27 protein-coding genes and 1 tRNA gene are annotated in these 26942 nt (G+C 58.7%); 11 read left to right on the forward strand and 17 right to left on the reverse strand.

From position 1 onward, the window contains the following. Nucleotides 1-74: 74 nt before the first annotated feature. The 8 genes from OHL20_RS12050 to OHL20_RS12085 form a co-directional block, all read right to left on the reverse strand. Entirely contained in the window at nt 75-302 is a 228-nt protein-coding gene (locus tag OHL20_RS12050; protein ID WP_263383424.1) for a hypothetical protein, read from the reverse strand. Next, complete coding sequence (gene rpsD / locus OHL20_RS12055) at nt 303-923, reverse strand: 30S ribosomal protein S4 (protein WP_263383425.1); 621 nt, start codon at nt 921-923, stop codon at nt 303-305. Between the two features lie 204 nt (nt 924-1127). Then, entirely contained in the window at nt 1128-2303 is a 1176-nt protein-coding gene (gene holA / locus OHL20_RS12060; RefSeq protein ID WP_263383426.1) for a DNA polymerase III subunit delta, read from the reverse strand. Beyond that, nucleotides 2304-2810: an LPS assembly lipoprotein LptE gene (lptE, locus tag OHL20_RS12065; protein ID WP_263383427.1), complete on the reverse strand. Its 507-nt coding sequence runs from the start codon at nt 2808-2810 to the stop codon at nt 2304-2306. It abuts the gene before it with no gap. A 139-nt stretch (nt 2811-2949) separates the two neighbouring features. After that, the gene (ftsH, locus tag OHL20_RS12070) at nt 2950-4866 is read right to left on the reverse strand and encodes an ATP-dependent zinc metalloprotease FtsH (protein WP_263385003.1); all 1917 of its coding nucleotides are present in this window, start codon (nt 4864-4866) and stop codon (nt 2950-2952) included. Nucleotides 4867-5133: 267 nt separating this feature from the next. Further along, nucleotides 5134-6165: a tRNA lysidine(34) synthetase TilS gene (gene tilS, locus OHL20_RS12075; protein WP_263383428.1), complete on the reverse strand. Its 1032-nt coding sequence runs from the start codon at nt 6163-6165 to the stop codon at nt 5134-5136. A 104-nt stretch (nt 6166-6269) separates the two neighbouring features. Next, nucleotides 6270-6821, reverse strand: a complete 552-nt coding sequence (locus tag OHL20_RS12080; RefSeq protein WP_263383429.1) for a GNAT family N-acetyltransferase — start codon at nt 6819-6821, stop codon at nt 6270-6272. A 170-nt stretch (nt 6822-6991) separates the two neighbouring features. After that, nucleotides 6992-7153: a hypothetical protein gene (locus tag OHL20_RS12085; protein WP_263383430.1), complete on the reverse strand. Its 162-nt coding sequence runs from the start codon at nt 7151-7153 to the stop codon at nt 6992-6994. Between the two features lie 126 nt (nt 7154-7279). On the opposite strand from OHL20_RS12085, the gene ispD reads away from it, so the two are divergent. The 5 genes from ispD to OHL20_RS12110 all read left to right on the forward strand — a co-directional run bounded on the left by ispD (nt 7280) and on the right by OHL20_RS12110 (nt 13133). Beyond that, complete coding sequence (ispD, locus tag OHL20_RS12090) at nt 7280-7999, forward strand: 2-C-methyl-D-erythritol 4-phosphate cytidylyltransferase (RefSeq protein ID WP_263385004.1); 720 nt, start codon at nt 7280-7282, stop codon at nt 7997-7999. Then, on the forward strand, nt 7996-8526 hold the full coding sequence (locus OHL20_RS12095; RefSeq protein ID WP_263383431.1) for a GxxExxY protein: 531 nt from the start codon (nt 7996-7998) through the stop codon (nt 8524-8526). Before ispD ends, OHL20_RS12095 begins: the two co-directional genes overlap by 4 nt. Next, nucleotides 8523-9152, forward strand: a complete 630-nt coding sequence (gene ispF, locus OHL20_RS12100) for a 2-C-methyl-D-erythritol 2,4-cyclodiphosphate synthase (RefSeq protein WP_263383432.1) — start codon at nt 8523-8525, stop codon at nt 9150-9152. The genes OHL20_RS12095 and ispF overlap by 4 nt, the downstream gene beginning before the upstream one ends. Nucleotides 9153-9251: 99 nt before the next feature. Further along, nucleotides 9252-11129: a M14 family metallopeptidase gene (locus OHL20_RS12105; protein ID WP_263383433.1), complete on the forward strand. Its 1878-nt coding sequence runs from the start codon at nt 9252-9254 to the stop codon at nt 11127-11129. Nucleotides 11130-11201: 72 nt separating this feature from the next. Further along, nucleotides 11202-13133 carry a CocE/NonD family hydrolase gene (locus tag OHL20_RS12110; RefSeq protein ID WP_263383434.1) on the forward strand — a complete coding sequence of 644 codons (1932 nt, stop codon included), beginning with the start codon at nt 11202-11204 and terminating at the stop codon, nt 13131-13133. Between the two features lie 54 nt (nt 13134-13187). Here OHL20_RS12110 and OHL20_RS12115 read toward each other — a convergent pair whose 3' ends face one another. The 7 genes from OHL20_RS12115 to OHL20_RS12145 all read right to left on the reverse strand — a co-directional run bounded on the left by OHL20_RS12115 (nt 13188) and on the right by OHL20_RS12145 (nt 20563). After that, nucleotides 13188-13880 carry a hypothetical protein gene (locus tag OHL20_RS12115; protein ID WP_263383435.1) on the reverse strand — a complete coding sequence of 231 codons (693 nt, stop codon included), beginning with the start codon at nt 13878-13880 and terminating at the stop codon, nt 13188-13190. 592 nt (nt 13881-14472) lie between these two features. Beyond that, nucleotides 14473-14835 carry a hypothetical protein gene (locus OHL20_RS12120; RefSeq protein ID WP_263383436.1) on the reverse strand — a complete coding sequence of 121 codons (363 nt, stop codon included), beginning with the start codon at nt 14833-14835 and terminating at the stop codon, nt 14473-14475. Between the two features lie 934 nt (nt 14836-15769). Then, nucleotides 15770-16456, reverse strand: a complete 687-nt coding sequence (locus OHL20_RS12125) for a carboxypeptidase-like regulatory domain-containing protein (protein ID WP_263383437.1) — start codon at nt 16454-16456, stop codon at nt 15770-15772. A gap of 314 nt (nt 16457-16770) precedes the next feature. Continuing rightward, nucleotides 16771-17295: a hypothetical protein gene (locus tag OHL20_RS12130; protein ID WP_263383438.1), complete on the reverse strand. Its 525-nt coding sequence runs from the start codon at nt 17293-17295 to the stop codon at nt 16771-16773. 505 nt (nt 17296-17800) lie between these two features. Continuing rightward, the gene (locus tag OHL20_RS12135; protein ID WP_263383439.1) at nt 17801-19339 is read right to left on the reverse strand and encodes a glycoside hydrolase family 1 protein; all 1539 of its coding nucleotides are present in this window, start codon (nt 19337-19339) and stop codon (nt 17801-17803) included. 348 nt (nt 19340-19687) lie between these two features. Beyond that, nucleotides 19688-20089, reverse strand: coding sequence for a DoxX family protein (locus tag OHL20_RS12140; RefSeq protein WP_263383440.1), 402 nt, complete (start codon nt 20087-20089; stop codon nt 19688-19690). 87 nt (nt 20090-20176) lie between these two features. Continuing rightward, nucleotides 20177-20563 (reverse strand): DoxX family protein, encoded by a 387-nt coding sequence (locus tag OHL20_RS12145; RefSeq protein WP_263383441.1) that lies wholly within the window; start codon nt 20561-20563, stop codon nt 20177-20179. A 150-nt stretch (nt 20564-20713) separates the two neighbouring features. On the opposite strand from OHL20_RS12145, the gene OHL20_RS12150 reads away from it, so the two are divergent. After that, nucleotides 20714-21280, forward strand: a complete 567-nt coding sequence (locus OHL20_RS12150; RefSeq protein WP_263383442.1) for a TetR/AcrR family transcriptional regulator — start codon at nt 20714-20716, stop codon at nt 21278-21280. 40 nt (nt 21281-21320) lie between these two features. After that, complete coding sequence (locus tag OHL20_RS12155; RefSeq protein ID WP_263383443.1) at nt 21321-22355, forward strand: SDR family oxidoreductase; 1035 nt, start codon at nt 21321-21323, stop codon at nt 22353-22355. A gap of 107 nt (nt 22356-22462) precedes the next feature. Here OHL20_RS12155 and OHL20_RS12160 read toward each other — a convergent pair whose 3' ends face one another. Next, on the reverse strand, nt 22463-23026 hold the full coding sequence (locus OHL20_RS12160) for a TetR/AcrR family transcriptional regulator (RefSeq protein WP_263383444.1): 564 nt from the start codon (nt 23024-23026) through the stop codon (nt 22463-22465). Nucleotides 23027-23245: 219 nt separating this feature from the next. Here OHL20_RS12160 and OHL20_RS12165 point away from each other — a divergent pair, with 219 nt between their 5' ends. Then, the gene (locus OHL20_RS12165; RefSeq protein WP_263383445.1) at nt 23246-23620 is read left to right on the forward strand and encodes a tautomerase family protein; all 375 of its coding nucleotides are present in this window, start codon (nt 23246-23248) and stop codon (nt 23618-23620) included. A 148-nt stretch (nt 23621-23768) separates the two neighbouring features. Here the strand turns inward: OHL20_RS12165 and OHL20_RS12170 are convergent, their stop codons facing one another. Continuing rightward, nucleotides 23769-25070 (reverse strand): M24 family metallopeptidase, encoded by a 1302-nt coding sequence (locus OHL20_RS12170; protein WP_263383446.1) that lies wholly within the window; start codon nt 25068-25070, stop codon nt 23769-23771. A 127-nt stretch (nt 25071-25197) separates the two neighbouring features. Between OHL20_RS12170 and fbp the strand changes: the two genes are divergently transcribed. From fbp to OHL20_RS12185, 3 genes are all read left to right on the forward strand, one after another. Beyond that, nucleotides 25198-26172, forward strand: a complete 975-nt coding sequence (gene fbp, locus OHL20_RS12175; protein WP_263383447.1) for a class 1 fructose-bisphosphatase — start codon at nt 25198-25200, stop codon at nt 26170-26172. Continuing rightward, nucleotides 26172-26459, forward strand: a complete 288-nt coding sequence (locus OHL20_RS12180) for a hypothetical protein (protein WP_263385005.1) — start codon at nt 26172-26174, stop codon at nt 26457-26459. The genes fbp and OHL20_RS12180 overlap by 1 nt, the downstream gene beginning before the upstream one ends. A 114-nt stretch (nt 26460-26573) precedes the next feature. Further along, nucleotides 26574-26649 (forward strand) — tRNA-Ala (locus OHL20_RS12185). The last annotated feature ends 293 nt before the right edge of the window (nt 26650-26942 follow it).

Below are 26942 nucleotides of genomic sequence, written 5' to 3' on the forward strand. Positions count from 1 at the left end.
GAGGTGCGAGATCTGCGGGTGGCGGGATGCCACATGTCCGAGGATCGGCATGGGGCATCCCGCACATCTGGGCGTTAGTGGAGGGTCGGGGCGGCCTCTTGCAGCCGCGCGCTTGCGAGGTTCAAGGCACGGGTGTGCAGCTCTTGCGAGGCCTCCCGCATCATCGTTTCAAGCTGCGAGAAGCCGGAGACCTCCATCCGCAGGCTAACCCCACCGAGGTGCAGCGTCACCACGCCGCAACCACACATCGTGATGCTGCCAAGACCCTCATGGATTGCTAGGACTGTTGTCGTATCGGCCACCTAAACACCCCTCTTTGCGTAGTACTCCGCTACCTGGCGCGGGTTGAACTCGAAGGGAACGTGCTCAGGACCGGGCTGCATCCGGATGACTCCGTGGTCGTTTGAGCCTTCCATTGCGAACTGCAGGTACGAGGGCAGCGGCAGGCGCGGAGCCATTCTGGAGGCTTCGGTCATCGCTCCCGCAGCGTACTCCGTCAGGCGGACGAAGCTACCGGAGCGGAGAACGGCGCTCCCAATGGTAAGAATTCTTCCATTCACCATGACATGCCCGTGATTGACCAACTGGCGAGCGGAGGCGATGCTGCGGGCAAAGCCGAGCCTGAAGACGATGTTATCCAACCGAAGTTCCAGGAGGCCAATCAGGCTCTCAATCCAATTAGAGGCGTTCATGCTGCGGGCGTTGCGCACGAAACGACGAAGCTGCTCTTCGCGGAGACCGTAGTGAAAGAGAAGCTTCTGTTTCTCTCGCAGCTGCGTTCCGTATTGGGTCAGCTTCTTTTTCGTTCCCTGACCGTGCTGACCGGGTGGGTAGTTCCGCTTTTCCAGGGCGCCGGGCTTGCCCAATCCAGGTAGCTCCATGCCGAGCGCCCGCTGCATCTTCCATTTGGTTCGTTCACTCAAGACACACCTCGTCTGTTTGTGGTCGTCTGCGAGCTCCGGAAAGAACGCATCGACCGGCCAATCACAGCTCTCATGCAGGCGCTTCGGCCAAAGACTACCTGCGAGAGCTGGTCGGCTTGAACTCAGACTACTTTGGTCCTATATGAATTGCAAGCTGCTTCTATCGGGGCGCAAACATTCCACTGACGGGAGGCTGCTGGGAGACTAAAGCTCCATGGCGAACTGGCTGGTCGGCGCGGCATGTTCGGGGCGGGGCTCGGCGGCAAGATCGAGGATGAGGCGTTCGAGGACAAGAAGTTTGTTGGCGGGAGAGCTGCGAAGTTCAAGATCCGCGCGGGCTACGAGGCGGATGGCGCGGGTAAGCTGGCGGCGCGACTTGTAGCGGCGGGCCTGCTTGATCAGCTCATCGGCAGCAAAAGGCGGCATGCGGAAGCCCTGCCAGAGAACCTGCCAGATGGCTCTCGAGTCCCGGACGTTTTTCTCAGAGATGATGAGCATCTGGCGAAAGGTGCGGGCGAGCATGTAAAGATGACCGATTGCGGCGTCCTCACCACCGTCGGAGGCATTGAGCAGGCCGTGGAGCAGGAGCAGGGCACGCGGGCGGTCATGCGCCGAAATCGCGTCGGTCAGCTCGTAAAGGCTCCGCTGTTTCGCGGCGAGCACCATGGTCTCCACATCGCCCAGGGTGATGCGGTTCTTTGCGAGTGGAGCGGTGTCCGCGTTCTGGGGAATAGGGGCGGTCACGTAGAGCAGAAGTTTTTCGAGTTCGCTCGAGATCAGCATCATGTCCGCCCCGAGAGCGTCGGCGAGTTCGCGTGCCGCGTCGGGCTCGAAAACAACGGAGCGAGCGGTGGCGGCTTCAGTCGCCCAGCGGACGGCATCGGCCTCGTCGACCCGGGCCAGCTCAATAATGCCGCAGTGGTCGCCAAGGGTTTCGCGGATGCGCTCAAAGCGGTCCTTGTCCTGCAAATCCATGCGGCGGAGGTCGGTAGGGATGCGGAGGTGGTCGGCCACGAAGAGGAGCAGGGATTGCGGGTTAGGCGAGCGGAAGTACGTATCGATCGCCGCGAACTCCTCTTTCTTGCTACCCCGGCCGTACAAATTCTTCAGGCCGCGGATGAAGAAGACCTGGAACGGAGCCATGAGGGAGGGTGTCTGGGCGCGGTCGAGGATGTCGAAGATGGAGGTGTCAGCGAGGTCGACATCGTTGAGGCAGAAGTCGCGGAGGTCGGGGGGCACCAAGGCCGCGAGGACACCCTTGCGGCATCGCTCATAAAGAAAAATCTCGTCGCCCGCAAGCACGTAGCCGGGACGAGGCGTAGGGCCGGCGATCTCGGCAAGGAAGCGGTCGGTACCGGCGAAAGACTTCAAGGAGGCCATCTAAAAGGACTCCAGCATATCGGCGACTACGGCCTTGGCGAAGTCGGTGGCGACCCGCCGGATCGCGGGAGAGTCTTCCTGGATGAAGCCGCTGAGATCCTGCGTCGACTGGTACTGCTCGCGGTAGGCGAGTGCATCGTTCTGGTAGAGGATATGGCCGTCACGGGCGGTAAGGATGACCTTTGCGGTGATGGTCACGAGATAGCTCGAGGTCTGGCTGGTCGAGGAATCGTAGGTGAGCGGCGCGATGGACTGGCTGAGGATGGTGCCAGTGAGGACCGCATCGTCATCCTTATCGGTGTTGGTGATGGTGTACTTTGTGCGGATGTTGAGTTCGCGAATGACGGCTTGCGTATAGACCATCTCGGTGTGGTAGGCCTGAACGCGCGTGGTGAAGATCGGGACGGCGAGGGTACGCACGTTCACGGGCAGATGCGTGGCGGAGCCAGCCTGGTGATAACCGCAGCCTGTAAGCGCGAGGAGGAGGGTGAGGGAAAGGAGTCGCATCCGCTCTCTCATTGTCGCATTTCGAGGTGTGTGGATAGACGCAGGCTACGTGTGGAATCACATAACGATAAGCGGGGAGAATTTGAGCAAAGAAAAAAGGCGACCCGAAGGCCGCCTTTTCTATTTGGTTGACATCGGGTTATGCAGGTGAAGGCTGGCCTTCGCCGAAGCCGGGCTTGCGTCCGGACTCTGGCTTGAGGATCTTCTGCGTCTCGCCGCCGTTGGAGTCAGAGTCGACACCAGAAAGGGGCGAGCGGGCAGCGGGAAGGTCCTTGCCTTCGATGATCAGCTTGATATCCGCGGCGTCCAGCGTCTCACGCTCCAGCAGGGCGTTCGCCATGCGGTGCATAATGTCCTGGTTAGCTTCGAGGATCGTGTAGGCCGACTTGTAGCCGGCGTTCACGAAGCTGCGAACCTCGGCGTCGATCTGGCGGGCGGTGTCGTCGGAGAAGTCGCGGGACTGGCCGATCTCGCGGCCGAGGAACACTTCCTGTTCCTTCTTGCCGTAAGTCATGGGTCCCATGCCGCTCATGCCGTACTCGCAGACCATCTTGCGGGCGAGCTCAGTTGCCCGTTCGATGTCGTTGCCGGCACCGGTGGTCATCTGCTTGAGGAAGATCTCCTCGGCGCAGCGACCGCCCATCATCATGGCGAGGCGCGTCTCGAGATAGTCCTTGGTGACGGTGTGCTGGTCTTCCTCGGGGAGGTAGACCGTTACACCGAGAGCCATGCCACGCGGGATGATCGTAACCTTATGAAGCGGGTCCGAGTGCTCGCGGAGCGCGGAGACGAGGGTATGACCGGCCTCGTGATAGGCGGTTACTTTCTTCTCTTCGTCCGTGAGGAGCATGGACTTGCGCTCCGCACCCATCATGACCTTGTCCTTGGCTACTTCAAAGTCATACATGTGAACCGACTTGCGATTGAAGCGGGCAGCGGTGAGGGCGGCTTCGTTGACCATGTTGGCCAGATCGGCTCCTGAGAAGCCCGGTGTACCACGCGCAAGAATGTTCAGGTTGACGTCTTCCGCCATCGGAACCTTCTTCGAGTGGACCTTGAGAACTTCTTCGCGGCCGCGGATATCGGGGCGATCAACGATGACACGGCGATCGAAGCGACCTGGACGGAGAAGCGCGGGATCAAGTACGTCGGGGCGGTTGGTGGCTGCGATCAGGATGACGCCGTCATTGGCCTCAAAACCGTCCATCTCGACGAGAAGCTGGTTCAGGGTTTGCTCACGCTCATCGTGACCACCGCCGAGACCGGCTCCGCGATGGCGGCCGACTGCGTCGATTTCGTCGATGAAGATGATGCAGGGGGCGTTCTTCTTACCTTGCTCGAAGAGGTCGCGAACGCGGCTTGCACCGACGCCGACAAACATTTCAACGAAGTCCGAACCGGAGATCGAGAAGAACGGAACGTTTGCTTCACCAGCAACAGCGCGAGCAAGAAGCGTTTTGCCGGTTCCCGGAGGTCCGACGAGCAGGACGCCCTTGGGAATACGGCCGCCAAGCTTCTGGAACTTCTGCGACTCGCGGAGGAACTCAATGATCTCCTTGAGCTCTTCCTTGGCCTCATCGACGCCGGCAACATCCTTAAAAGTGATCTTCTTCTGCTGCATGGAGAGCAGGCGCGCCTTGCTCTTGCCAAAGCTCATCGCCTTGTTGCCGCCGGACTGCATCTGGCGAAGGAGGAAGAACCAGAGGCCAAGCAGCAGGACAAACGGCGCGAACTGGATGAGGATACCGAGCCAGGCGTTGCCGTTCTGATCCTTGATGTTGATGTTCACACCGTGATCGCGGAGGGTCTTGTACATGTCCGGATAGTTGGCGGGAATGGTCGTATGGAAGAGGGTCTTGTCGGTGTAGTGCCCGGTCACTTCAGCGCTGTTCACAGTGACGTCGGCGATCTTGCCCTGATCGGCTGAGTCAAGTAGCTGCGACAGGCTGATCTGCTTGTCGGGTCCTGATGATGTGCCCTTAACGAACTGCCAGAGGCAGACCAGGCAGGTAATCATGAAGACCCAGATCAATATTTGTTTCACGGTCGAATTCAATTGCATCTCCCTTGTCTCCGGTCCGGCGCTAGCGCCACTTCTTTCTCAAACCGGATTGGTGCGGCTACGCACCACGGCTTACCTTATTTAGACGATGCTACCCATGAGTTGGAGCCATGAAGGTCGAGAGAGACAAGCTCGATTCCGGTCGCGGTCTTCCTCTTGTTAAATTATTTAGATTCTACGCCTCGCCCGAAGATTCAGCCCACCATTCTATGGGGTTTTCGGCAACTTTGACGCAACGCAGGAAATCCGGCTCAAAATGAGTCACTTGGGCGGTGCCTCCTGGCGGAAAAGGCGGAGTTCCCGGGCGGACCGCTGCGCCCGAAGGCCGCTTTGGAGGTGGAGCGCAGCCGGACCCGGCGGAACGGCGACCATCGCCATCAGCCGGGCAGTCTCGTCGAAGCAGAGCCGGGTGCCCGGTTTCGTATCCAGTTGGCGGACGGCAGCACGCAGGACCCGGCGGCGAGTAGCAGGGTCGAGCGCACGAAGCCGCTCAAGCTCTATGGCAACCTCGGCCTGCCCGACAGCCGTGCTGACGGCGCGCCCGCCGCCCCGGACGGGCCTGCCCGGAAGCACGATCTGGGGGAGAAGCTGGCCGAGGCTGCGCTGCCAGTGCGCCTCATCGTCCAAGGCAAGTTCGGCTACATGGGCCAGCGCCTGATCGACGCCAGGATTGAGCTCGCGGAGAAGCGGCATCAGCTGGTGGCGAACGCGATTGCGGGTATAAATGGTCTCCGCGTTCGTGGCGTCCTCACGCCAGGCCTGGTTGGCTTCATTGAGAAAAGCTTCGATCTCGGCACGGCGAACGGTGAGGAAGGGGCGCAGGATCTTTCCTGTTCTTAGCGCGACTACAGGATGAATGGCGCTGAGACCTTCGGTCCATGCTCCGCGAATTAGCTTCAGGAGGACGGTCTCGGCCTGGTCGTCGAGAGTGTGGGCGGTGAGGACAGTCTGTTCGCCGCCGCTGAGCAGGGTCTCGAAGAAGGCGTAGCGGAGATTGCGGGCGGCTTCTTCAATGGACTCGCCGGTCTGCTTGACGCGCTCCGGGACGCTGGCGTGATGGACATGAAGAGGTACGTCGAGGCGAGTGCAGAGATCGCGGACGAAGTCGAGGTCGCCATCCGCGTCGGCACCCCGTAGACCATGGTGGACATGGGCAGCGGAGAGGCCGATGCCTAAGTCAGCCTTCAGATGATGAAGCGTAAGAAGAAGTGCAGTCGAATCGGCTCCGCCAGAGATGGCCGTGCAGATACGGTCGCCGGGGCGGAGATGTTCGCGGTCGAGGGGAAGGGTCATGCTGCCTTCATCTTACGGGGAACTTGGGCGTCGTCAGGAAGGTCTGACCCCAATCGGTTTGGTAGCAGCCCATTCAGCTTTCGCCGAACCGGGCTGCCTGTTTCCTATTTGTTCAGGTGGAGGCGGTAGCGGATGGTATTGGCCTCCTCGCCCGGGCCTTCAAAGGTCAGGCCGCATTTTTCGAGGATGCGGATGGAGGCAAGCAGGTGCGGGAGCGTGTGGGCCATGATGGAGGTGAGCGGTGGTTGGATCTGCTGGTCGTTGCGGATGACGTCGATGAGAGCACGCACCGCTTCGGTAGCGAAGCCCCGACCCTCCCATGGTGGCAGGATGGTGTAGCCGATCTCACACTCGGCAGGGGCGGTGTCTCGCCAGAAGGCCCCAACCATACCGATCAGGGTGCTGGTTCCGTTGACGTCGGGAAGGGTGATGTAGCGGTGCCAGGAGGATTGATGGGGGTGTCGTTCAAACTGAGCGAGCAGGATGTCGAGGACGTGTGGCTCCCAGTCGACTGGTGGCCAGTTCAGCGGGAGAGTGCAATTAAGGATTGCAGCAAGGCTGCCGTCATTGGCTTGTTCGGCGTGCAGCATCTCGGGCGTGATGGCGATCAGGGTGAGCCGAGGCGTGTGAATTTCGTCGCGGGGTGCGAAGGACATGATGGTCTCCTGAAGATTTTTTTGAGGCACAGGTAGGTGCGTCTGCTCAAAGGCAGAGGGCGCAACGACGGGGCGACAGTCTTCAGGCAGTCATAGGCAGGTGATGATGCTATCACCGGGGAGGTGCAGGTCCATCGGCAATTAACCGGCCGATGGCTCTGCGGGTCGGATCAGTCCTGCTCCGGCTCTGCTTCGACTTCGAGGGCCTGGCCGAACATCGCATACAACAGAGTTGCTGAGTAGACTGCGCCCTTACCATCGGCAAAGATGATCATGACGCCGCCATTCAGCCTCTCCGCAGAGACGACACGGGGTGCTGTAGGGCTATTCATGGGACGATACTGCTCTGAAACGAGCGGCGTGTCAGTCGTGCACCGTACGTATCCGAAGAAGTTGATGTTCGTCCGATAGAGGTGCTTCGGATCGGTCCGGCGGCCATCTTGTATACTCCGATGGCTATGCGTGTTTTTGTGATACTTCCGGCTGCAGGTATTGGAACGAGGATGGCCGCGAGCGGTGCGGCTCCTAAGCAATTTCTCTCGATTGATGGCGTCCCTGTGTTGATTCGCTCGCTCCGCACGTTTCTGGCGGTGCCACGGGTCGAGGCGATCCTGGTTGCGGTGCGCGGTGCGGAACGGTCGCGGGTAGAGGCGCAGGTAGCCGAGTACGGGCTGGGCGCAAAGGTGAGCGTAGTCGAAGGCGGCGAGGATCGGCAGCACTCAGTCGGCAACGCGCTTGCTGCTCTGGCCTGTGCAGACGACGACATCGTGCTGGTCCACGATGCGGTGCGGCCGCTGATCGATGTAGCGACGATCGATCGAACCATCGATGCCATCGTGAAGCATGGCGCGGCCATCGTCGGACTTCCGGCAGTCGATACGATCAAACAGGTCGAGCGGACGGCAGACGGCGCCATCATCACCTCAACGATCCCTCGCGAGCGCGTGGTCCAGGCGCAGACGCCGCAGGGCGCCCGGTTCGGCTTTATGCAGAAGGCGTTCGCCGAAGCCGCCGCAGACGAGTTCCCGGGAACCGATGAGGCCAGCCTGCTGGAGCGAGCCGGCGTACAGGTAGCCGTAGTCGCCGGCTCAGCCCGCAACTTCAAAATCACCCAGCCAGGCGACATAGAACTGGCCGAGTTCTACCTGCGCAAGACTACCGCGGACCTTCGCGGATGAACGCGGATAAAGAATTACAGGCGGGACCAGCACGAAGCGCAGAGCCGAAGCCAGGACAAGACGAAGTGCTTATGGCTGTAGCGCGGCCGGCTTTTTCTGGCTTGCATTCTATTGTGACGGATCGTGTACTAGCTGTATATTTCGATGTTTACAACGAGTTGGGTGGGGGGTTTCTGGAGAGCGTATACCAGCAGGCTTTGCGAATTGCGCTTGTTCAGGCAGGTCTGCGCGTTGCTGCAGGGGTATCTGTGCCAGTCTATTTCCGGGGTGAGTCAGTAGGCATATTTCGAGCTGACTTAATCGTGAACGCTTGTGTTCTTCTAGAGTTGAAGGCTGTTGCGACACTGGATAAAGAGCATGAAGGTCAAATCGTTCATTACCTGCGCGCCACTGATCACGAAGTAGGACTACTTCTGAATTTTGGACCAAGGCCTCAGTTCAAGCGGTTCATACTTGAAAATACCAAGAAGAAAATCCGCGTTTCTCCGCGTATATCCGCGGTCGCTTTGTTAGGGAGTCGCACATGAGTATGAGGATTGGATACGGATTTGACTCACACGCCTTCAAGACCGGCGTACCGCTCATCATCGGCGGTCTGCCGATTGAGCATCCCGAGGGTCTGGCGGGTCACTCCGATGGCGATGTGCTCCTCCATGCCATCACGGATGCACTGCTGGGGGCGGTTTCGGCTGGAGACATTGGCACGTTCTTTCCGCCAAGCGATCCGCGATGGAAGGGCGCAGCGTCGAGCGTTTTCCTGCAGACGGCGCTGGAGGAGGTGGCGACGGCGGGGTACAAGATCGTCAACATCGATACAGTGCTGGTAATGGCGAAACCGAAGATTGTGCCGATTGCGAATGAGTTGCGCGAGAGTGTATCGCGGCTGCTGGGCGTCAAACCGGGCGAGGTCGGCATCAAGGCAAAGACGCCCGAAGGCTTGAACCAGGACCACGTTGCAGTGGCCCATGCTACGGTGCTCCTGGAAAGCCTGGAGGTGCCGGAGCCGGTATCGCTGCGAACGCTGGAGGCCGAAGCCGATGAGGACCGTGACATCGAGATGAACGTGGTCGTGCGTGGGCTGGTCGGGGACTCGCGCGACGTCTCGGCGCTGGGGCGGAAGATCCCTGCGTTTGATACGGATGACCTGACTTAGAGCGAAGCTGCCGCGAAGAACACGGGAACGTTTCGACCGGGCGTGTGCTTTATGGCATCGTTGCGCCTCGCCCGGTGTTACGTTTTGAGGATGAGCTCTTTGCGTCTTCTTCAGCTTGCGCTTTTTGGTGGGATCGTCGGTTGTGTAGCGCCGTTGATGGCCCAGGTCGATCCGCTGCTCGCTGGCACTCCGCGGCCTGTGTCCTGCGCGGATGTCCCGCCGAACCCTACGCCTGCAGAAGCTACCTGTTACCGAACCACGCCTACTTACGACGAGACGATGGCCTATCTGCGGAAGGTGGCTGCCGGCGCTCCAAAGCAGGTGAAGATCGAGGGCTTCGGAAAGACCGGTGAAGGACGCGAGTTGGACGTGGTGGTTGTGTCGAAGGACGGTGTCTTCGACCCGGACGCGTTGCATCGGGCGAAGCGGCCGATCGTGCTGGTCCAGAATTCAATCCACGCAGGCGAGATGGACGGCAAGGATGCTTGCCTTGCGCTGCTTCGCGATATGGTCGTGACGAAGTCGAAGGCCGGATTGCTTGACCGGGCGGTGTTCGTCTTCATCCCGATCTACAACGCCGATGGACACGAGCGGCGGAGCGCCTATAACCGCATCAACCAGGTAGGACCGGAGGAGATGGGCTGGCGCGGCAACGGGACGAACCTCAACTTGAACCGCGACTACCTCAAGGCGGACACACCGGAGGCCCGGGCGTTCCTCGCAATGTTTCACCACTGGCTGCCGGACTTCTTCGTCGACGACCACGTAACGGACGGCGCGGACTTCCAATATGACGTCACGTTCAACATGGATGACGGACCGAACGTTCCAGTGGCCACAGCAGCATGGGTAGATAAGGTGGCGACGCCCGCGCTTGAGCAGTATGTCAACGCGCATGGTCATCTTGTTGCGCCGACCTATATCAACTTCCTGAACGATACCAATCCTGCCGAGGGGCTGGCCTGTAACGAGGACCCGCCGCGCTTTTCGACAGGCTACATGATCCTCGAAAACCGGCCTGGCATGTTGGTTGAGCTGCACATGCTGAAGGACTACCGAACCCGCGTGACAGGGAACTACGAGATTCTTGCGGGGCTGATGGAGTTGGTTAATAAGGACGCGGACAAGCTGATCGCGCTGAATGCAGCGGCGGACACTGAAGCGACGCAGCTTGGTGCACTAAAGGGCGCCTACCCATTGGAGCTGCGATGCAGTGGGCAGACGACGCCCTTTCTATTCCACGGATATAAGTACAAGCGCAGCTTGAGCGAGGTCTCCGGCGGCATACGGGTGAACTACTCGCATGAGCCTGTGGACATGACGCTGCCATTGCAGATGGGCTACAAGATTACCGCCGAAGCTACACTCCCTGTGGCATACATCATTCCAGCGCAGTGGGTGAAGGTGATCGACGTGCTGACGGCACATCAGGTAGCGATCGAGCGAACGACTGCGCCATGGACCGCTGAGCTTGAGAGCTACCAGTGCAGCGGGATGACGTGGCAGGACCCGCCCTTCGAGGGTCGTCATCCGACCTTCAACGGCGAGGCATGGCGAGGGCCCGGAAAGTTTGGAACGTGTGCTCTGGTGAAGGAGACGCGGACCTATCCTGCGGGGTCGGCAGTGGTGCGACTGAATCAGCGCTTGTCGAAGGTAGCGGTGGCGTGGCTTGAGCCGTCGGCTCCCGATTCGGCAATGCAATGGGGCTTCTTCGATTCGATCTTCGAGCAGAAGGAGTATGGTGAGGCGTATGTAGTGGAACGGCTTGCGCGGGAGATGATGGCGAAGGACCCGCAGTTACAGGCAGAGTTCGAGAAGCGAATTGCGACCGATCCAGTGTTTGCGGCCAATCCTGCGTCCCGGCTGGAGTTCTTCTACGAGCGGTCGCCATGGTACAAGGCAAACCGGGTAGGGCAGTATCCGGTGGGCCGCGTTGGAACGGCGGATTGGCTGCCGCTGTCGCACCTGGCGCGCTGAAACCTCGCACTGTGAGACCGGTTCAGTAATAGACTCCTTACAAGCTACATACTTCTTCTTTTGAGAGACTCCATGAAGATCAGGATTGCTTTGGCCGCTGTGTGTCTGCTGTTCTCTGCTGCGCGAGTGTTGCCTGCGCAGACTTCTGCTCCATTCAACACGGAGGAGTTTGTTCGTGCGCACTATGCGAAGTATGAGTACCGCATCCCGATGCGCGATGGTGTCAAGCTGTTCACCTCGGTCTATGTGCCGCAGTCCGGGACCTTCAAGGATGAGGGCCCCTACCCGTTCCTGATGACACGCACGCCCTACAGCTGCGCCCCCTACGGAGAGGACAAGATGCCGACCCGATTGGGGGTGAGTCAGGAGCTGCTGGAATCCGGCTACATCTTCGTCTGCGCCGACGTACGCGGACGCAGTGGCAGCGAGGGCGTCTTTCAGGAGATGAGCCCGCACATCGATGACAAGAAGTCATCGAAGGATGTAGACGAGTCAAGCGACACCTACGACACCGTAGAGTTCCTGCTGAAGCATGTTGCCAACAACAACGGCAAGGTCGGCATCACCGGGATCAGCTATCCGGGGTTCTATACGTCGGCGAGCATTATCGATTCGCATCCAGCGATCAAAGCCGCCAGCCCGCAGGCTCCCATGACGGACCTCTTCTTTGGAGACGACGCCTACCACGGTGGCGCCTTCATGCTCGGTGCGAACTACGGCTTCTACAAGTTCTTCTTTCCGCAGAAGAACCCGATCGACCTGCACAACACCCCGGCTCGGCCTGCTGGCGAGAGCGATCCTGATACGTATCGGAGCCTGCTGGCGGCTGGGCCCACGGGGAATCTTGATACGGGCAAGCCGTATCTCGATGGCAAAAACTGGCTCTTCCACGATCAGTTGATCCACACGACCTATGACGACTACTGGAAGAAGCGTGACCTGTCGCGGCACATGACGGGCGTGCATGCGGCGGTGATGACGGTTGGTGGCTGGTTCGATGCGGAGGATCTCTCGGGACCCTTCAAGACCTTCCACGCCATCGACAAGCTAAGCCCCGGTACGGTGAACACGCTCGTCGTGGGACCGTGGGTACACGGCGGCTGGTCGAACGGCGATGGTGATCGGCTGGGCGATGCGACCTTCAACTCGAAGACCGGCGTCTTCTTCCGCGCTCACATTCAGTACCCCTTCTTCGAGTTCTATCTCAAGGGCCGCAACGGCGCTCCGCTGCCGAAGGCATATGTATTCGAGACCGGCACAAATGTCTGGAAGCAGTATGCTGCGTGGCCTCCGCAGTCGGCTGCGGCGAAGACGCTGTACTTTCAGGCGAACGGTGGGCTGAGCTTCACGGCTCCCACGGCGAAGGCTGGTGTGGATGAGTATGTGAGTGACCCGGCGCATCCAGTGCCGTTCGTGGGGTACACGACGGACACGGTGCCGCAGCGGTACATGTCTGACGACCAGCGGTTTGCATCGCGTCGGCCGGATGTGCTGACCTATGAGACCGAGCCGCTGACCGAGGATGTCACCTTCTCGGGGCCGGTGAAGCCGAAGCTGAAGATCGCTTCGACGGGGACCGATGCAGACTTCGTGGTGAAGCTGATCGACGTCTACCCGGACGACTACCCGGAGCCACCAGCCGACGCTGCAGGCAAGCGCATCCTTGGACCGCCGCCGATCATCCTCGGTGGATACCAGCAGCTTGTGCGCGGGGAGCCGATGCGGGCGAAGTTCCGCGATTCGTGGGAGAAGCCTGCGCCGCTTGTGCCGGGCAAGATGGTCGAGGTCAACGCCGACATGCCGGACATCAATCACACCTTCCGCACCGGCCATCGCATCATGGTGCAGGTGCAGAGTTCGTGGTTCCCGCTGGTCGATCGCAACCCGCAGACGTTCGTCGAGAACATTCCGCTGGCGAAGCCGGAGCAGTTTGTGAAGGCAACGGAGAGCGTGTACCGGAACGCCGGGGCGGCCAGTGGAGTTGAGGTAATGGTGGTTCCGTAGCCGTAGTTCGAACTGCAGGTGCCTCCGCTTCCGCGGGTACCCGCATTTGCTGGCCTAGGCGGTGGCTAGTTCTTTTGGCGTTTCGTGGACTGTGATGCTGGCCGGGTTTATTTTTTTCTGAAGTCCAAAGTCTTGATTCGAGATGGGATAGGTCTGGACTTGTTCGGACTTGCCTGCGGCTTTGCGGGCTGCGGCGTGGGCGGCGAGCTGCTTTTGGGCTGCGTCCCATTGGGCGTTGGCCAGGGCGATAGATTCCGGGGTGGTGGTGTATTCGACGGTGGGGCGTGGAGTCTGTACGGGGGTGTAGTCGGGGATGGGGTCTTCGATGGAGGCTTCAGGTTCTGGACCGGGGGCGAGGACGCCGAGGAGGGGGTCCTGGATGAATTCCTGGACGAGTTCGGTGGCGGCGGGCATGGATTTGGCGTGACGGGCGGCGCGGGCGAGGTTGGCGCTGCAAACCGAGAGTCCCTTGATGAGGGCGGTGGCGTGGCGGTCGTCGATGCCGTTCGAGGCGAGGAGGCGGAGGACCTCCGACAGGCCGCGCTGGATGGCGTGGAAGTCGTCGGGTGCGGGCAGGGCGATGAAGGTGATGCCGTGGACGGTCTTGTGGGCTGCTGGCTGGCGGTTGGCGTGGTGGTAGAAGCAGAGCTTCTGGGTGCGGAGGGCAGGACTGCCGCACTGGTGGCCGTCGGTGAAGATGTGGCGGCACTGGTACGGCTTTTTGGCTTCGGACGTCGATTCGGACATGATGATCTCCCGTGGGTGCTCTGGTTGGGGTGCTGGGTTAAACGCAACAAGCCCGGCTGGGTAGCCGAGCTTGTGATATTTCCTACTAACCTAAGCGTATCACAAATGGGCTAACTCGTAGGCCAATGTGCGAAAACAACGGCAAATGCAAGGAGAGGCTTAACACGGATCAGTGCGGATGACACGGATTGGGGTGTGGGCTCAGGTTTGCTTCGGGCAGGGTGGAGAGGACAGAACAAACAAAAGCAACGGCGCAATGCGGGGGTCTCCACTTCGCGTTGCTTCGGTCGAGATGACGGGTGTTGTGGGTGGGGCCAGGTACGCAGGTGCAGGTTTTTTGAGAATAGCGGAAAGGGCGGCGCAAACAACGGGCACGGCAGATGCAAGGGCAACCGCAGATCCTTCGACTTCGCTCAGGATGCCAGGTTTTTGGGGTGTGGAGGGACCAGTTGGAGACGTACCTTAGCGTCTCAAACCGGGTTGTGAGATGGAGCTTTTGGCACGGTTGAAGCTTTGTCCTTGGCGGGGCGGCTTGTGGCAAGGCTGAAGCTTTGCCCTGAGGGCTGCGGGGGCAAAGATTGTTGAGTGGGGGCTATAAGGGTTTCAGCGCGCGGTCTACCAGGATTTGAATGTCTATTGAATGATCAAACTCCAGCACTTTTGCGTCTGGAGCTTCTTGCGTTACGACATCCATGACTTGCCGCTTGAATGCGGACAGCTGCGGATCGGCGGCCACGCCACCTCCAATGACGATTGCGTCGTACGGCACTTCCCGTAGTCGTGCGCGAAACTCGTTCAATCCGATGTCTGGCGACGCATGCATCACTGCGTATCGATATCCTGCGGTTTCCATCCGCTGTGCGATGTCCGTCAATCGAGCCGCGATCTTCAGGCTCTCTTCCGCGGTAAGCCATGGGGGAGCTAGCGGCAGACCGATATGCAACACTGAAGCCATTTCATTCCTCACCAGTCTTTCCGCTTGCATTAGTAACGCAAAACGGGTTTTTGGGAAATAGCAAACCGTAGTTGCCGAAAACACCGACTTTGCGGCAGCTAGAATCTACGAGATAGCAGGAAACCAAAAGATTATGACGAGAACAACCCAAATGAGAAGATGGCGGAAAGTTCTAGGTGCAATGCTTATCTACTTGCCGGTTCTCATGCTCGTTGGAATTCTCGTCGTAACCATCTTGGCAATGGGAGCCTTAGGTCTGGACATTCATTGGGTGTCCAAGACGAGGTTCTACCTAGCAATGGCTATCGCAACTCTCTTGTTTTCGACTTCTATCGTGGCAGGAATTCGCCTCAGAAAAAGCGCCAAGGAACTGCTTCCCTGAACCAGGGTTATGGTCAACTTCGGCCCGCTCGGACGGCCGGAAACATCTAAGTTGCCGAAAACACCGACTTTCGGGGAACAACGATCTTGTGGGTCGTCTACGGGTGGGAAAGCATGGCTGACGTGGCGACCATATCAAATCTCAGCGGTCTGATCAGCATTGCGGGTCTTAGCGTTTTTGGGGTCGGCGTCTTGGCTAGCCGGAAGATTCGCCTTGCCACGGGTGATTATCGCTGGATGAGTGCTCTAAACAAATATCAGAACTTGCCCGGCGTTGCTCGCTGGCCGCTTTACTGTGTGTATATCTGTCTTCCACTAGGCAAACTGATCGCTTTCGGATCTGTGTTTGTGAGTTGATTCAACTCATTCAGGTCGCTCACACAGTGGCCCAGATTGACCTAGCAAGCAAGTTAGCCGAGCGTTCCTTCTCGCAAAACGGCGTTTGCGGCAATAACGCCTAAAGTTGCCGAAAACTGTGACTTTGCAGGAATGGTTTGACCATAGCAATTCAGCTCACCAACCCCTCTGCTACTGAACGCCACCAGCATCCTCCTCAACGATCTACGGCTGGTGATGTATCTGTCAGCTCAAGAGATGTGCCTCCACAGCTTCCGCCGCCACCGTCTCTTCGGATCAGGTCAATCGAGTCTCTGTTTGCAGACGGACTGAGTCGGACCAGCAAGTCTGATTCATCATAGCCTCTGCCACTGCCACCTCCTTCGATATGGAGCGCGTAGGTTCCGGCTGGCACTTCTTCAAACCCGAAAGCCCCGTCCTCGTCTGACACAGTGCTGTAGATTTGTCGGGTTATTGGGTTTACAAGTTTCAGTTTCGCTTCCGTTATTGGAACATTCACCCTGTGTGTGACATTCCAAATCGGACTTCCGCCGGTACCGCTCTGGAAGTCGATTAGCTTGCCGGCGATGTGGCGAGTTGCGGGCGCAAGATCCCCCCACTCATAACGAATTCGCCGTTTTGCGTGTCGTGTTGGCCGCGCTGCAACGTGGAAGCATTGATAAGCTGCCCCTATCCCGAGGAAATCGGCATTGAGCCAATAGTCACCCGGTGGTAGGCTCACAACCAAATGAGAACCAGTTGCAGGGGTTATGCTTGAGAACCGGAGCTTGGCAGCCGCGTCCGTCACTTTGACAGTGACGCCCTGTAGGATTTTTCCGTCATGTGCAACTACAACTTCAAAGCTCTGGTTCAACTCGATGCCGTGGTCGATGCAAGCAGCCAAGGAGCATGCTCTGGCCGGTAAAGCAGATGACAAGAGCAGGAGCGCAAGAATCTGGAGTTTCGTTCTCGATCGGCACATTGGGTTCAATCGCATGGTGAGCCATTAGATCAGACGATGCCCAGACAAAACACGTCACTTCGATTCTCTGGAGTACGTTCACAAAACAGGACAGCGAAAATCAGCTTTTTTGGTCAGGGAGACAGAGGTACAAATGCCTGCTCGTCCCTGAAACGGTGTTTCGTCAGTAACGAAATTGAAGTTGCCGAAAACACCGACTTTCCGGGAGTTGGGGCGTGATGTTCACGAACTGCTCGTCAGCGTGGCCAGGGGACCGAACTGTCCAAGCTTTCTACGTGGTCGATCCTCAAGATGCGTACGCGATACGTGAATGCGTTCATGTGTCCATAACGAGAGTTCGTGCCTCTCATGAGGCTCGCTAAGCCCGGCTGGGTACCAGGTGGAACTACTACCTTCTTGGGGCCATCGAACTCAAGCAGTGCCAAGACTCCGGCGCGGCCGTCTCTAGCCAAGAGAGTGTCCAGTTCACTCAGCACTGCTGGCGCGGTCTTGTCGTGCAACGCCTTAGAAAAGTCTGCCCATGAAACCTTAGAACGGTCGAGGCAGGCTTGACCGTAAAAGCTTTCGATCTCGCCACCTCGCCTGTAGATGCCCCGCACAAGCAGCACCTTTTGATCGTTGGCTCTAACATGCTGGACCACATCGCAATAGTCTTTTGGTGAGCGTCCTGAAGCCATGAGCGATGGTGCAACCGCTGTCGTGCCCGCCAGAATAATCAGCCCAACGAGAAGCTTGGTGAAGGGCCAACGAAATTTAGTCATCTTCATGACTCCGAAGATACAGACATCTTACAATCCTCGGAAACGGCGTTTTGACCAACTTGGACCCGACTGGACGGCTGAAACTGTTGTTCTTGCCGAAAACACCGACTTTCCGTGAGCTACGCTAGACTGATTTCCATGGGAGTCGCGCTCATTCTCTTCGGCTGCATAGCGTTCGCGGTCGCCGTCCGTGGCGGTCAATTCTATGCCGGTGATGCAGATGCTATATCGTCCTTCGATCAGAAGATCTCGCAGCGGAAAGGGCGAACGATATGCGTGATCGTTGGCGTGCTACTCATCGCAGGCGGAATCAAAGTCATATTTTGGGGCTGATTCTTATGTTCACGCTTATCGGCAGCCCACACATCGTTCACGTAAAACGGTGTTTTCGGCAACTTCGCTCTGATCAAATGGCTGGAACGTCAAGATTGCCAATGACGGAACATTCATCCGGGTGGTGGGTATCGCCCTCTTTGCAGGACGTGCGAAGCCGACGCAACTACGATCAGACGTTCAATCGATTGGACGCAGCGACTCGCCCATACCAAAGACCGGAGTCCTTGACCGTCCGTTTCTGGCTACGGAAGTCGGTGTAGATCAAGCCATACCGCTCGGTGTAGCCCTCGGCCCACTGAAAGTTATCCAGTAGAGTCCACGCATGGTAGGCACGTACCCTGGCTCCGTCTGCAATGGCGCGGGACAGCTCCGCCAGCACGTCGCGGTACCACTGGATACGACGGGCATCTGGCACTCGGTCATGCTCATCCGGGCTATCGAGGTAACCACAACCGCTCTCCGTGATTTCGATGATCGGATGGTTGTACTCTTTTGAAATCTGCATAACCAAGTCATAGATGCCACGCGGCCAGACTTCCAGACCAGCGTCCGTGAGCGGTCCCTCCGTAGGCATCGCGGCACGAAAGCGCGTGTACGGATCGCGTCCTCCCGGCGAGTTGCTTTCGATCTCCGTGCCGCTGAAGATTCCGCCCCCGAGAAACTGCTCTTTGCTCGCATCGGACACAACGCGGCGGGTGTAGTAATGAAAGCCGATCCAATCCAGCGGCGCATAGAGAAGCTTTTCGTCTCCCGGCCTGAAGCCCATCTGCTCCAACGGCGGTTCTCCCACAAAAGCCCTGGGATAGCGACCCTTCATCGCAGCCTCAAGAAAGAAGACGTTATTCATGGCGTGATAGCGAGCAGCAGCCGCGCGATCGTCGTCTGAGTCGGTCCTGGGATAGGCAGGTGCCATCTCATAGGCACTCCCCACGGTAGCCTTCGAAGAGGCTGCTTTGACGGCGCGATGTGCTTGCCCTTGAGCCAGGCCAAGCGTGTGCGCTGCTTTCAGAAAGTCGCCGAAGCTGGTGCGGCACGGAGGAGCAGCGCCCGCAGCATAGCCCATAAAGGCAATAGCCCAGGGCATGTTGAACGGTGCCCAGACGGTGATGCGGTCGCCCAGATGTTTGGCAAGAATGCCGGCGTAGTCCGCAAAGTAGTTGGCGAGATCGCGATTGGGCCAGCCGCCGCGATCTTCGAGTGCCTGCGGTAGATCCCAGTGGTACATCGTGCACCAGGGCCTTATGCCCGATGCCAACAAGGTATCGACGAAGCGGCTGTAATGATCCAGCCCTTTCATATTCGGCGCACCGACGCCGGTTGGCTGAATGCGTGGCCATGAGATGGAAAAGCGCTGGCTCCTCTGGTTGAGCCGCTTCGCCATCGCAATGTCCTGGGCATACAGATGGTACTGATCGCAGGCAACATCGCCCGTCACGGCGCCTCTGACTTTGCCCGGCGTATGCACGAATCGATCCCATATCGACTCCCCCTTGCCGTCTTCCTTCCATGCGCCTTCATTCTGGTACGAGGCCGTAGCGGTGCCCCACAGAAAACCGTCGGGAAACCGTGCCGCGCTTGTCAAAGACTCGGATTGTGCCCCAGGAACCTGCATGGCGGAGCCGGGGCCAGCGGAGTACGCAGGACGAGGGAAGAGCGCGGCACCCGCTGCAGCGGCAACCGAACGGGTTGCAAATTCTCGACGGTTCAAAGCTCTCCTCCGAGCACCAGGTTGGCGCGTCGCTAAGCTGCGGATGCGCATGATTGTCTCACCATAAGCGCTGAACTTGCATTCGAGCCGGCGTCCGTATGACCTCATGACGGCTCAAGTGCCTACGATGATGCCTATGAATTCACTCGGCGGAGTTCAGCATTCTCAACTGAGGAGAACAGTCCAATGCACGTTTCGATCTCAGTGGATGTAACGCACCGAAAACGGGGTGATCGACAACTTCGGACTGCTCGGACGGCCGAAACGTTATGGTTGCCGAAAACAACGACTCTGCGGGAGTACGGCGTGGCGTGAAGCTTAATAGTCAGAAGGGCGTTTCCGAGTACTTCACAGTGCGGACACCGGTGAGCGCTGCGGGTGTTCCGAGCGTCTCCACAGCCCATACGAACCTATCCCAAGCAAAAGAGTGATCACTGAGGGCGCAAACGCCACATGCTGGTCACGAATGGAGGCGTGTGCGATCAGAGCCGATACAAGGTTGAATGCAAAACCAGCGTAGGCCCACTCTTTCAGGCGAGTGGGTATCGCTGGAATCAGCAGCGAGAAAACGCCCAGCATCTTTGCCACGGAAAGTTCCACACGGAATGACGCCGCTGGAAAGCCAAGACGCGCAAATGCCTGCGCCGCCTGCGGAGTGAACCACTCCCAATACGCAGTGAAGATCATCTCCAAGCAGAACAGCGAGGTTACTACCCAGAAGGCAATTATTACTGTCTTTGATTTTGTCATTGGGCCTCTTCAACGAACAGAGTTCGATATCCGATGAACCCTGCCAACCATACTGCGCTCCCTCGTAAGCGGTCCCCCAGACTGGCGCTACGAGAGCACCGGCGCCGCAGCAAACAACCCACGGAAACTGATCCTGTATGCCCAGATCAGGAAAACTTCAAGCGCTGTGCAGATCAGTCCCGTGATAATACCCGGGACGCGAAAGAGGATGTGGAACAACAAAATATTGACCAGGATCGGGCCCAAGAGAACGAGGCCGATCGGGACGAAGCGGCCAACCAGCAGCAGCAATCCGCCGATCAACATGAGCAGGGCTATGAACACGGTGTAGTTGTGCTCCACCATCAAGGTCATGAAGTTTGTGGCGTCCGCCGGCATTCCGCCCATCTTGCCGAGCTTCAGAATGCTGACGATTCCCGAGGCAAAAAATACGAATCCTAGCAAAATGCGGGCAATTACTATAGCAATCTTCATAGCGCACCTCCCAAAATGCGGATGAGATGCGATGAGAATACTCGAAGTGTTGCACCTCTGGTAAGCAATTACCGCAGTGTCGCTCTGTGTGCTCCCTGCTTACCACTAAGCTTGATGTCTCTCTACGGCTTGCCGTGGAACAATAGACTCATGGCATCGAAAACGAAACCGAGCAAGCGCGACGCCATTCTTGACGCGATGTTGGACGTCGTTGTGGAACGCGGTTTCCATGAAGCTCCGATGTCGCTGATCGCTGAGCGTTCCGGCACCAGTGCTGGCCTGATCTATCACCATTTTGCCAGTAAGGAAGAGATCATCCAGGCACTGTACGAGCGGATTTATACGCTTAAGATAGCCAGCTTTCTCGATGGGTTCAGCCCTCAAATGGACCCACAGCAAGCCTTCGTCCAAGGATGCGAAAGGATGTACCTCTTCTATCGCAAGCACCAGAAGGAGATGCGCTTCCTGGAGCAATACAAGAACGCTGGGTTTGCATGCCAACCTGAACTCAATGCCTCCGACACCCGGATCACAGCATTTATGCAGCGTTACTCCAGCCACTCCAAAGGGGGCGTTTTAAACGAATGGCCCGCTGACGTGATGCAGGAAATTACCATCGGCCTTATCGAGCGCCTCGCCCGACTGCCCCGCAAGCTATCCTCCGCCGTCCTGCGGGAGATCGCTGAAAGTTTATGGACGCAGGTCAAAGCAATCTAAAACAGAGTGAACGTTCGGTCTGCTGTGTATACTCGTGACTATGAACGAAGATCTCGTACTCGTCACTGGCGGCTCCGGATTTGTGGGCGCCCACTGTATCGACCAACTACTTCGCGCAGGTTACCGTGTACGCACCACTATCCGTTCCTTAAAGCGTGAAGCCGATGTTCGGGGGATGCTGAACGTTGCCGGGTCCCCGCGTCAGGATGCTCTCTCCTTCGTTGCAGCGGATCTTTCCGGTGACGCTGGATGGACTGATGCCGTAGCCGGCTGCCGCTTCGTCCTCCACGTCGCCTCGCCTTTCCCGGCCAAGGCACCGAAGCACGAAGACGAGCTCATCATTCCTGCGCGCGAGGGTACTCTGCGCATTCTCCGCGCTGCACGCGACGCTGGTGTTGAGAGAGTTGTTCTCACGTCTTCCTTTGTCGCCATTGGTTACGGTCAGAAGCCGCGCACTGCACCCTTCGATGAGCGCGACTGGACCGATCTGAAAGGTTCTGGCCTTACGGCTTACGCCAAGTCGAAGACCATCGCTGAGCATGCGGCCTGGGACTTCATCGCAAGCGAAGGCAACGGCCTTGAACTCTCCGTCATTAACCCCGTCGGCATCTTCGGTCCGGCACTTGGCCCCGACTACGCGACTTCAGTCGAGATCGTGCAGCGTTTTCTCGATGGAGCCGTTCCCGTCTGTCCACGCATCTCGTTTGGCGGCGTAGACGTTCGTGACGTAGCCGACCTCCATATCCGGGCGATGACCAGCCCGGCCGCCAAGGGCGAACGCTTTCTTGCCGTGGCTGGAGATGTCATCAAGCTGATCGACGTGGCCATGATTCTGAAGAAACGCCTTGGCCCCATCGCCCGTCGCGTCCCGACCCGCGAGATGCCAGACTGGCTCGTACGTCTGCTGGCCAGATTCATGCCCGACCTGCGACTCATCGCACCCGAACTCGGTAACGTCCGCAACCTCACGAACGCCAAGGCAAAGCGTATCCTCAACTGGACACCACGCTCCAACGAAGACTGCATTGTGGCAACAGCGGAGAGTCTCCAGCGGCTTGGCCTTCTAAAGGCATAGTATGCAGTGCCGATGGCAAACGCGACGGTCACCCTTTGCGGCAGTGCCTGCAGAGGGCGGGGCATCGGGGATCGCCTGCGGCCCTTGAGTGTGAGGTAGGGAAGCATTTACTCCGGCAGAAGGCCTGCTGTGCGATAGCTCTTGATTACGGCGTCGAAGAGGGCTATGTCGGATCGACTTCTTGCCATAAGCTGAGCACCGGCCACGGCGGCGTAGATGGCGCGGGCGCGTGGCTCAATCTGCTTGCCGGTCACCACATTTGCTGCCGACAGAACTTTACTCAGCCAGGCGACGTTGACGTCAGCGAAGGTCTGGACCTCTTTCCTTACCTCTTCCGGCAGATCGTCATATTCGGCGGCCATGAAGCCGCTCAGGCACATCCGATTCTCATTCTCAAGCGCCCAACGAAACGTCTCAGGGTATCGCCGCAGGGCAAGAACTGGGGTCGAGGCTTTTGTAAGGAGAGCCTCCAGGGCGGCCGCGTGGTCCTCCCAATAGCGTTTGGCGACGGCCTCAGCGAGGACGGCCTTGCTGGGGAAGTGGTGATAGATGCTCGCGGCCCGGATGCCGACCAACTCTGCGAGGTCGCGAAAGTTCAGTCCGTTATAGCCATGTGCCTGCGCAACCAGTTTGGCGGCTGCCAGGATTTTCTCTCTTGAGTCCGTACTCACACTGTCGCCCCGCTGACCGATGTCCCACTAAGAGGTCTGAAGAAATATTATTCCAATTAAGTGAATCTACCAAGTGGCAGGTAGTATCTATTCAGCATACCTACCAAGTGGCAGGTAGTAAGTTTGCAAGGTGCCCTTAGTATTTGGCTGAGTCTGCTTTCTGGGTCCAGTCGTTCTCTTCAGACCTTCTCAACCATGCAGGATCCAAAGGAGATTTTTATGCCATTCGCCCGTATCGATCTGATTAAAGGAAAGACCGCTGAGTATCGTGCCACTGTTGCCGACATTGTTTACAAGGGCATCGTCGATGTGCTGAAGGCTCCGGATGGTGACCGCTTCATCGTCATCAACGAGCATTCCCCCGACAATCTGATTTACGATCCGAAGTTTCTCGGATGGGATCGGTCGCCAGATTTTCTCTTGATCCAGGTAACCAGTACTGTCGGGAACAATAAGGAATCCAAGCTTGCGTTCTTCCGGTACATCGCTGACGAGCTTAAGAGCAAGCTCTCCGTCCGCCCGGATGACGTGATGATCAACATGGTCTTCGTCGACCGCTCGGATTGGTCGTTCGGCAACGGAGAACCTTGGTAATCGATCGCCTCACTCGGCAGGTTCCACGTTATGCAGATTCAGTCGGTCGCCTCGTTAGCCGAGGCGATCGACTGGCAATGTCTGCTTTGAGGAAGCCTCAGCTTCCTTTCGGGAATGACAACTACAGAAGCAATGCAAAGGCAGGTGCCTAGGCGGCGGCGAAGGGGTCTTCGAGGGAAGGGCTTTGGGGGGTGAACATCTTGCCGCCGTCGGGGGTGACGTACCAGTCGTCTTCGAGACGGACGCCGAACTCGCCCTTGATGTAGAGGCCGGGCTCGTCGGAGAAGGTCATGCCGGCTTCGAGGGGTTGGGTGTTGCCGCGGACGAGGTAGGGCCACTCGTGCATGTCCATGCCGATGCCGTGGCCGACGCGGTGGGTGAAGTGGGCGTAGTCCGGCCCGAAGCCTGCGTCGGTGATGACCTTGCGGGCGGCTGCGTCGATGGCCTGGCACTGGACGCCGGGGCGGGCGGCGGCTAATGCGGCGGCCTGCGCTTTGTGGACGATGTCGAAGACTTTCTTCTGCTTGTCAGTGGCTTTGCCGAGGACGAAGGAGCGAGAGATGTCGGACTGGTAGCCCTCGACGAAGCAGCCGTCGTCGATGAGGATGATCTCTCCTTCTTTGATGGTTTGGGGTTGGACTGAACCGTGCGGCAGGGCGGAGTATTCGCCGATCTGGCAGCTTGCCTCGCCCTGGACGCCGACGCGCGCGTAGGCTGCGTTGATGAGGTCGACGAACTGGCGGTTGGTCATGCCGGGCTGGGCGGACTTGAAGGCAGCCTCGTAGACCGAGAGGGTGATGTTGTTGGCGATCTGCATGAGGGCCAATTCATGGGCGGTCTTGATGCTGCGGCAACCGGAGACGACGGGGATGGCACTGACGATTTTGAGCGCGGGGCAGGCCTCGCCGATGCGCTGGGCGAAGACGAACTGGACGCGCTCCTCGATGCCGAGGGAGCCGGTCGCGACGCCGGACTCGCGGAGGGCTTTGGCGGTGAGGGCGTAGGGATCTTCATCCTCGTTCCAGGTGTAGATCTTGGTGGTGGCGCCGTCGGGGACGTCGGTAAGGCGCTCGCGGACGCGGTCCTCCTCGAAGACGGGGCAGACGATGAACGGTGCGCCGGTGGCGGGGAGGATGAAGGCGAAGAGGCGCTCGGACTGACCCCAGCGGATGCCGGTGAAGTAGACGAGCGAGGTGCCCCCGGTGATGCAGATGGCGCCGGTCTTGTGTTCGTGCATGAGCTGGCGGGCGCGGTCGAAGCGCTGCTGGCGCTCGGCGAGGGTGATGGGCTGGCCTTCGCCGCGACGGCTTTTGAGGGCGGCGATGGCGGGCGGGAGTGGCGTGGCCGATGAAGAGGGTGTGGGGCGCTGGGCTTCAAGGGCGGCGGCGGGGATGGCGGCAACTGCGGCGGAGGCGAGAAGGAAGCGACGGCGGTCGAGCAGAGGAGTCATCGGGCTCTTTCGGATGTTGCTGGAGTGACGGGAATGTTGCAATTGTAGCGGCTGCTCTCCGTTATTGGAGTGGTGCTAGAGTTTTTGGAAGAGCTTACGCGGCATCACGGGACAAGAAAGAGGAATCATGATCACGACGGTTCAGCAGCATATCCAGCAGCAGCAGGCGGATATTACGGCGGCGAGTGGGACGTTCAGTCTCCTGCTTGGCGGTATTACGCTGGCGAGCAAGATGATCGAAGCGAAGATCCGCTCGGCTGGTCTGAGTGATGTGCTGGGTGCATTTGGGCAGACGAATGTGCAGGGTGAGGCGCAGCAGAAGCTGGATGTCTTCGCCAATGAGGCGCTGCTGCACTGCCTTGGCGTGCGCGATATGGTGGCCGCGCTGGTGAGCGAAGAGGACGAGGAGCCGGTGACGTTTGCCCGCAGCAGCGAGAACGGGAAGTACATCGTCGTGTTTGACCCGCTGGACGGGTCTTCGAATATCGATGTGAATGTGAATGTCGGGACGATCTTCAGCATCCTCAAGCGACAGCCGGAGGGTGACCTGGATGCGTCGATTCTGCAGCCGGGGTTCAAGCAGGTTGCGGCGGGGTATGTGGTCTATGGGCCGTCGACGGTGCTGGTCTATACGACGGGAAATGGTGTGCACAGCTTTACGCTCGATCCGACGATTGGCGCGTTTGTGCTGACGACGGAGCGGATGCAGATGCCGCAGCAGGGGCCGTACTACAGCACCAACGAGGCGAATGCGGCGCAGTGGCCTGCGGAGTATCGGAGCTACGTCGACTTGTTGCGAGGTGGGAGCGAGGGGGCTTACAGCTCGCGGTATATCGGGTCGCTTGTGGCGGATTTTCACCGGACGCTGCTCAAGGGTGGGATCTTCTTATATCCGCCTACGGCAAAGCAGCCGGGGGGTAAGCTGCGGTTGCTGTATGAGGCGAATCCGCTGGCGTTTATCGCGGAGCAGGCGGGTGGGAAGGCGAGCAGCGGGGCGGGGCGGATTCTCGACATCAAGCCGGAGGGGATTCACCAACGGACGCCATTTATGGTGGGCAGCGCGCGGGAGATGGAGCTTCTGGAACAGGTGCTGGCGCGGTGATGGAGTTTGCGGCAGAGGTGGTGGATATACGGCTGGAGTCGCGGGTGGGCGCACGGCATCGGTGGCAGATGCTGCTGAGCGTTACGTCTTTTTCGGAGACGGCGAGTACGGGGCGGCTTGATGCGGTGGCTCCGAGTGGAGCGCGACTTGAGGTGCCGGTGCTGGGGGTTGTGGTGGAAGATGGCGAGGTTTGGCATGTGGTCGAAAAACCACTGGCGGCAGGGACTTCGGTGACGGGGTGGATTGCGGATTTGGACGAGGAACACGCAGGTTCGCTTCGGGAATGACAGCGGCAGGGCGGTACGTTTGGTTGAGTGGGAGCGGTTTGTGCTGCTACACTCAGAGTGTTCATTTCCGTGGCGCTTCGTGGGCGAGATGGCTTCGCGGCGAGTGCATGGTGTGGGGCTGTAGCTCAGTTGGGAGAGCGCGTCGTTCGCAACGACGAGGTCAACGGTTCGATCCCGTTCAGCTCCACCAATCAGTCTGCTGTACTTAATATCTCCGTTTAATTTATCGGCCAGTTTGCCGCCTTGCGGGCTAAGTTCGGGCATTCGGGGACGCATTCCCTGAAAGACTTGCCAAATGCTCAACTACGCTACGTTTGCAAACTCAAGGCGGCGACCACATCCCAAAACCAAAACCGGTGTTCCTCGACAAACGATCGGTCGTACAGAACATGTCCCAGCCTACGTACCGCAAGGCGCAAACTCCCTCAACATTGGGAGAACGCACCCCCGACAGATTGTAGGAGCTGTACATGATGTCCATGA

It is taken from the genome of Granulicella arctica, from assembly GCF_025685605.1.
In the GTDB taxonomy this organism is placed as follows: Bacteria; Acidobacteriota; Terriglobia; order Terriglobales; family Acidobacteriaceae; genus Edaphobacter; species Edaphobacter arcticus.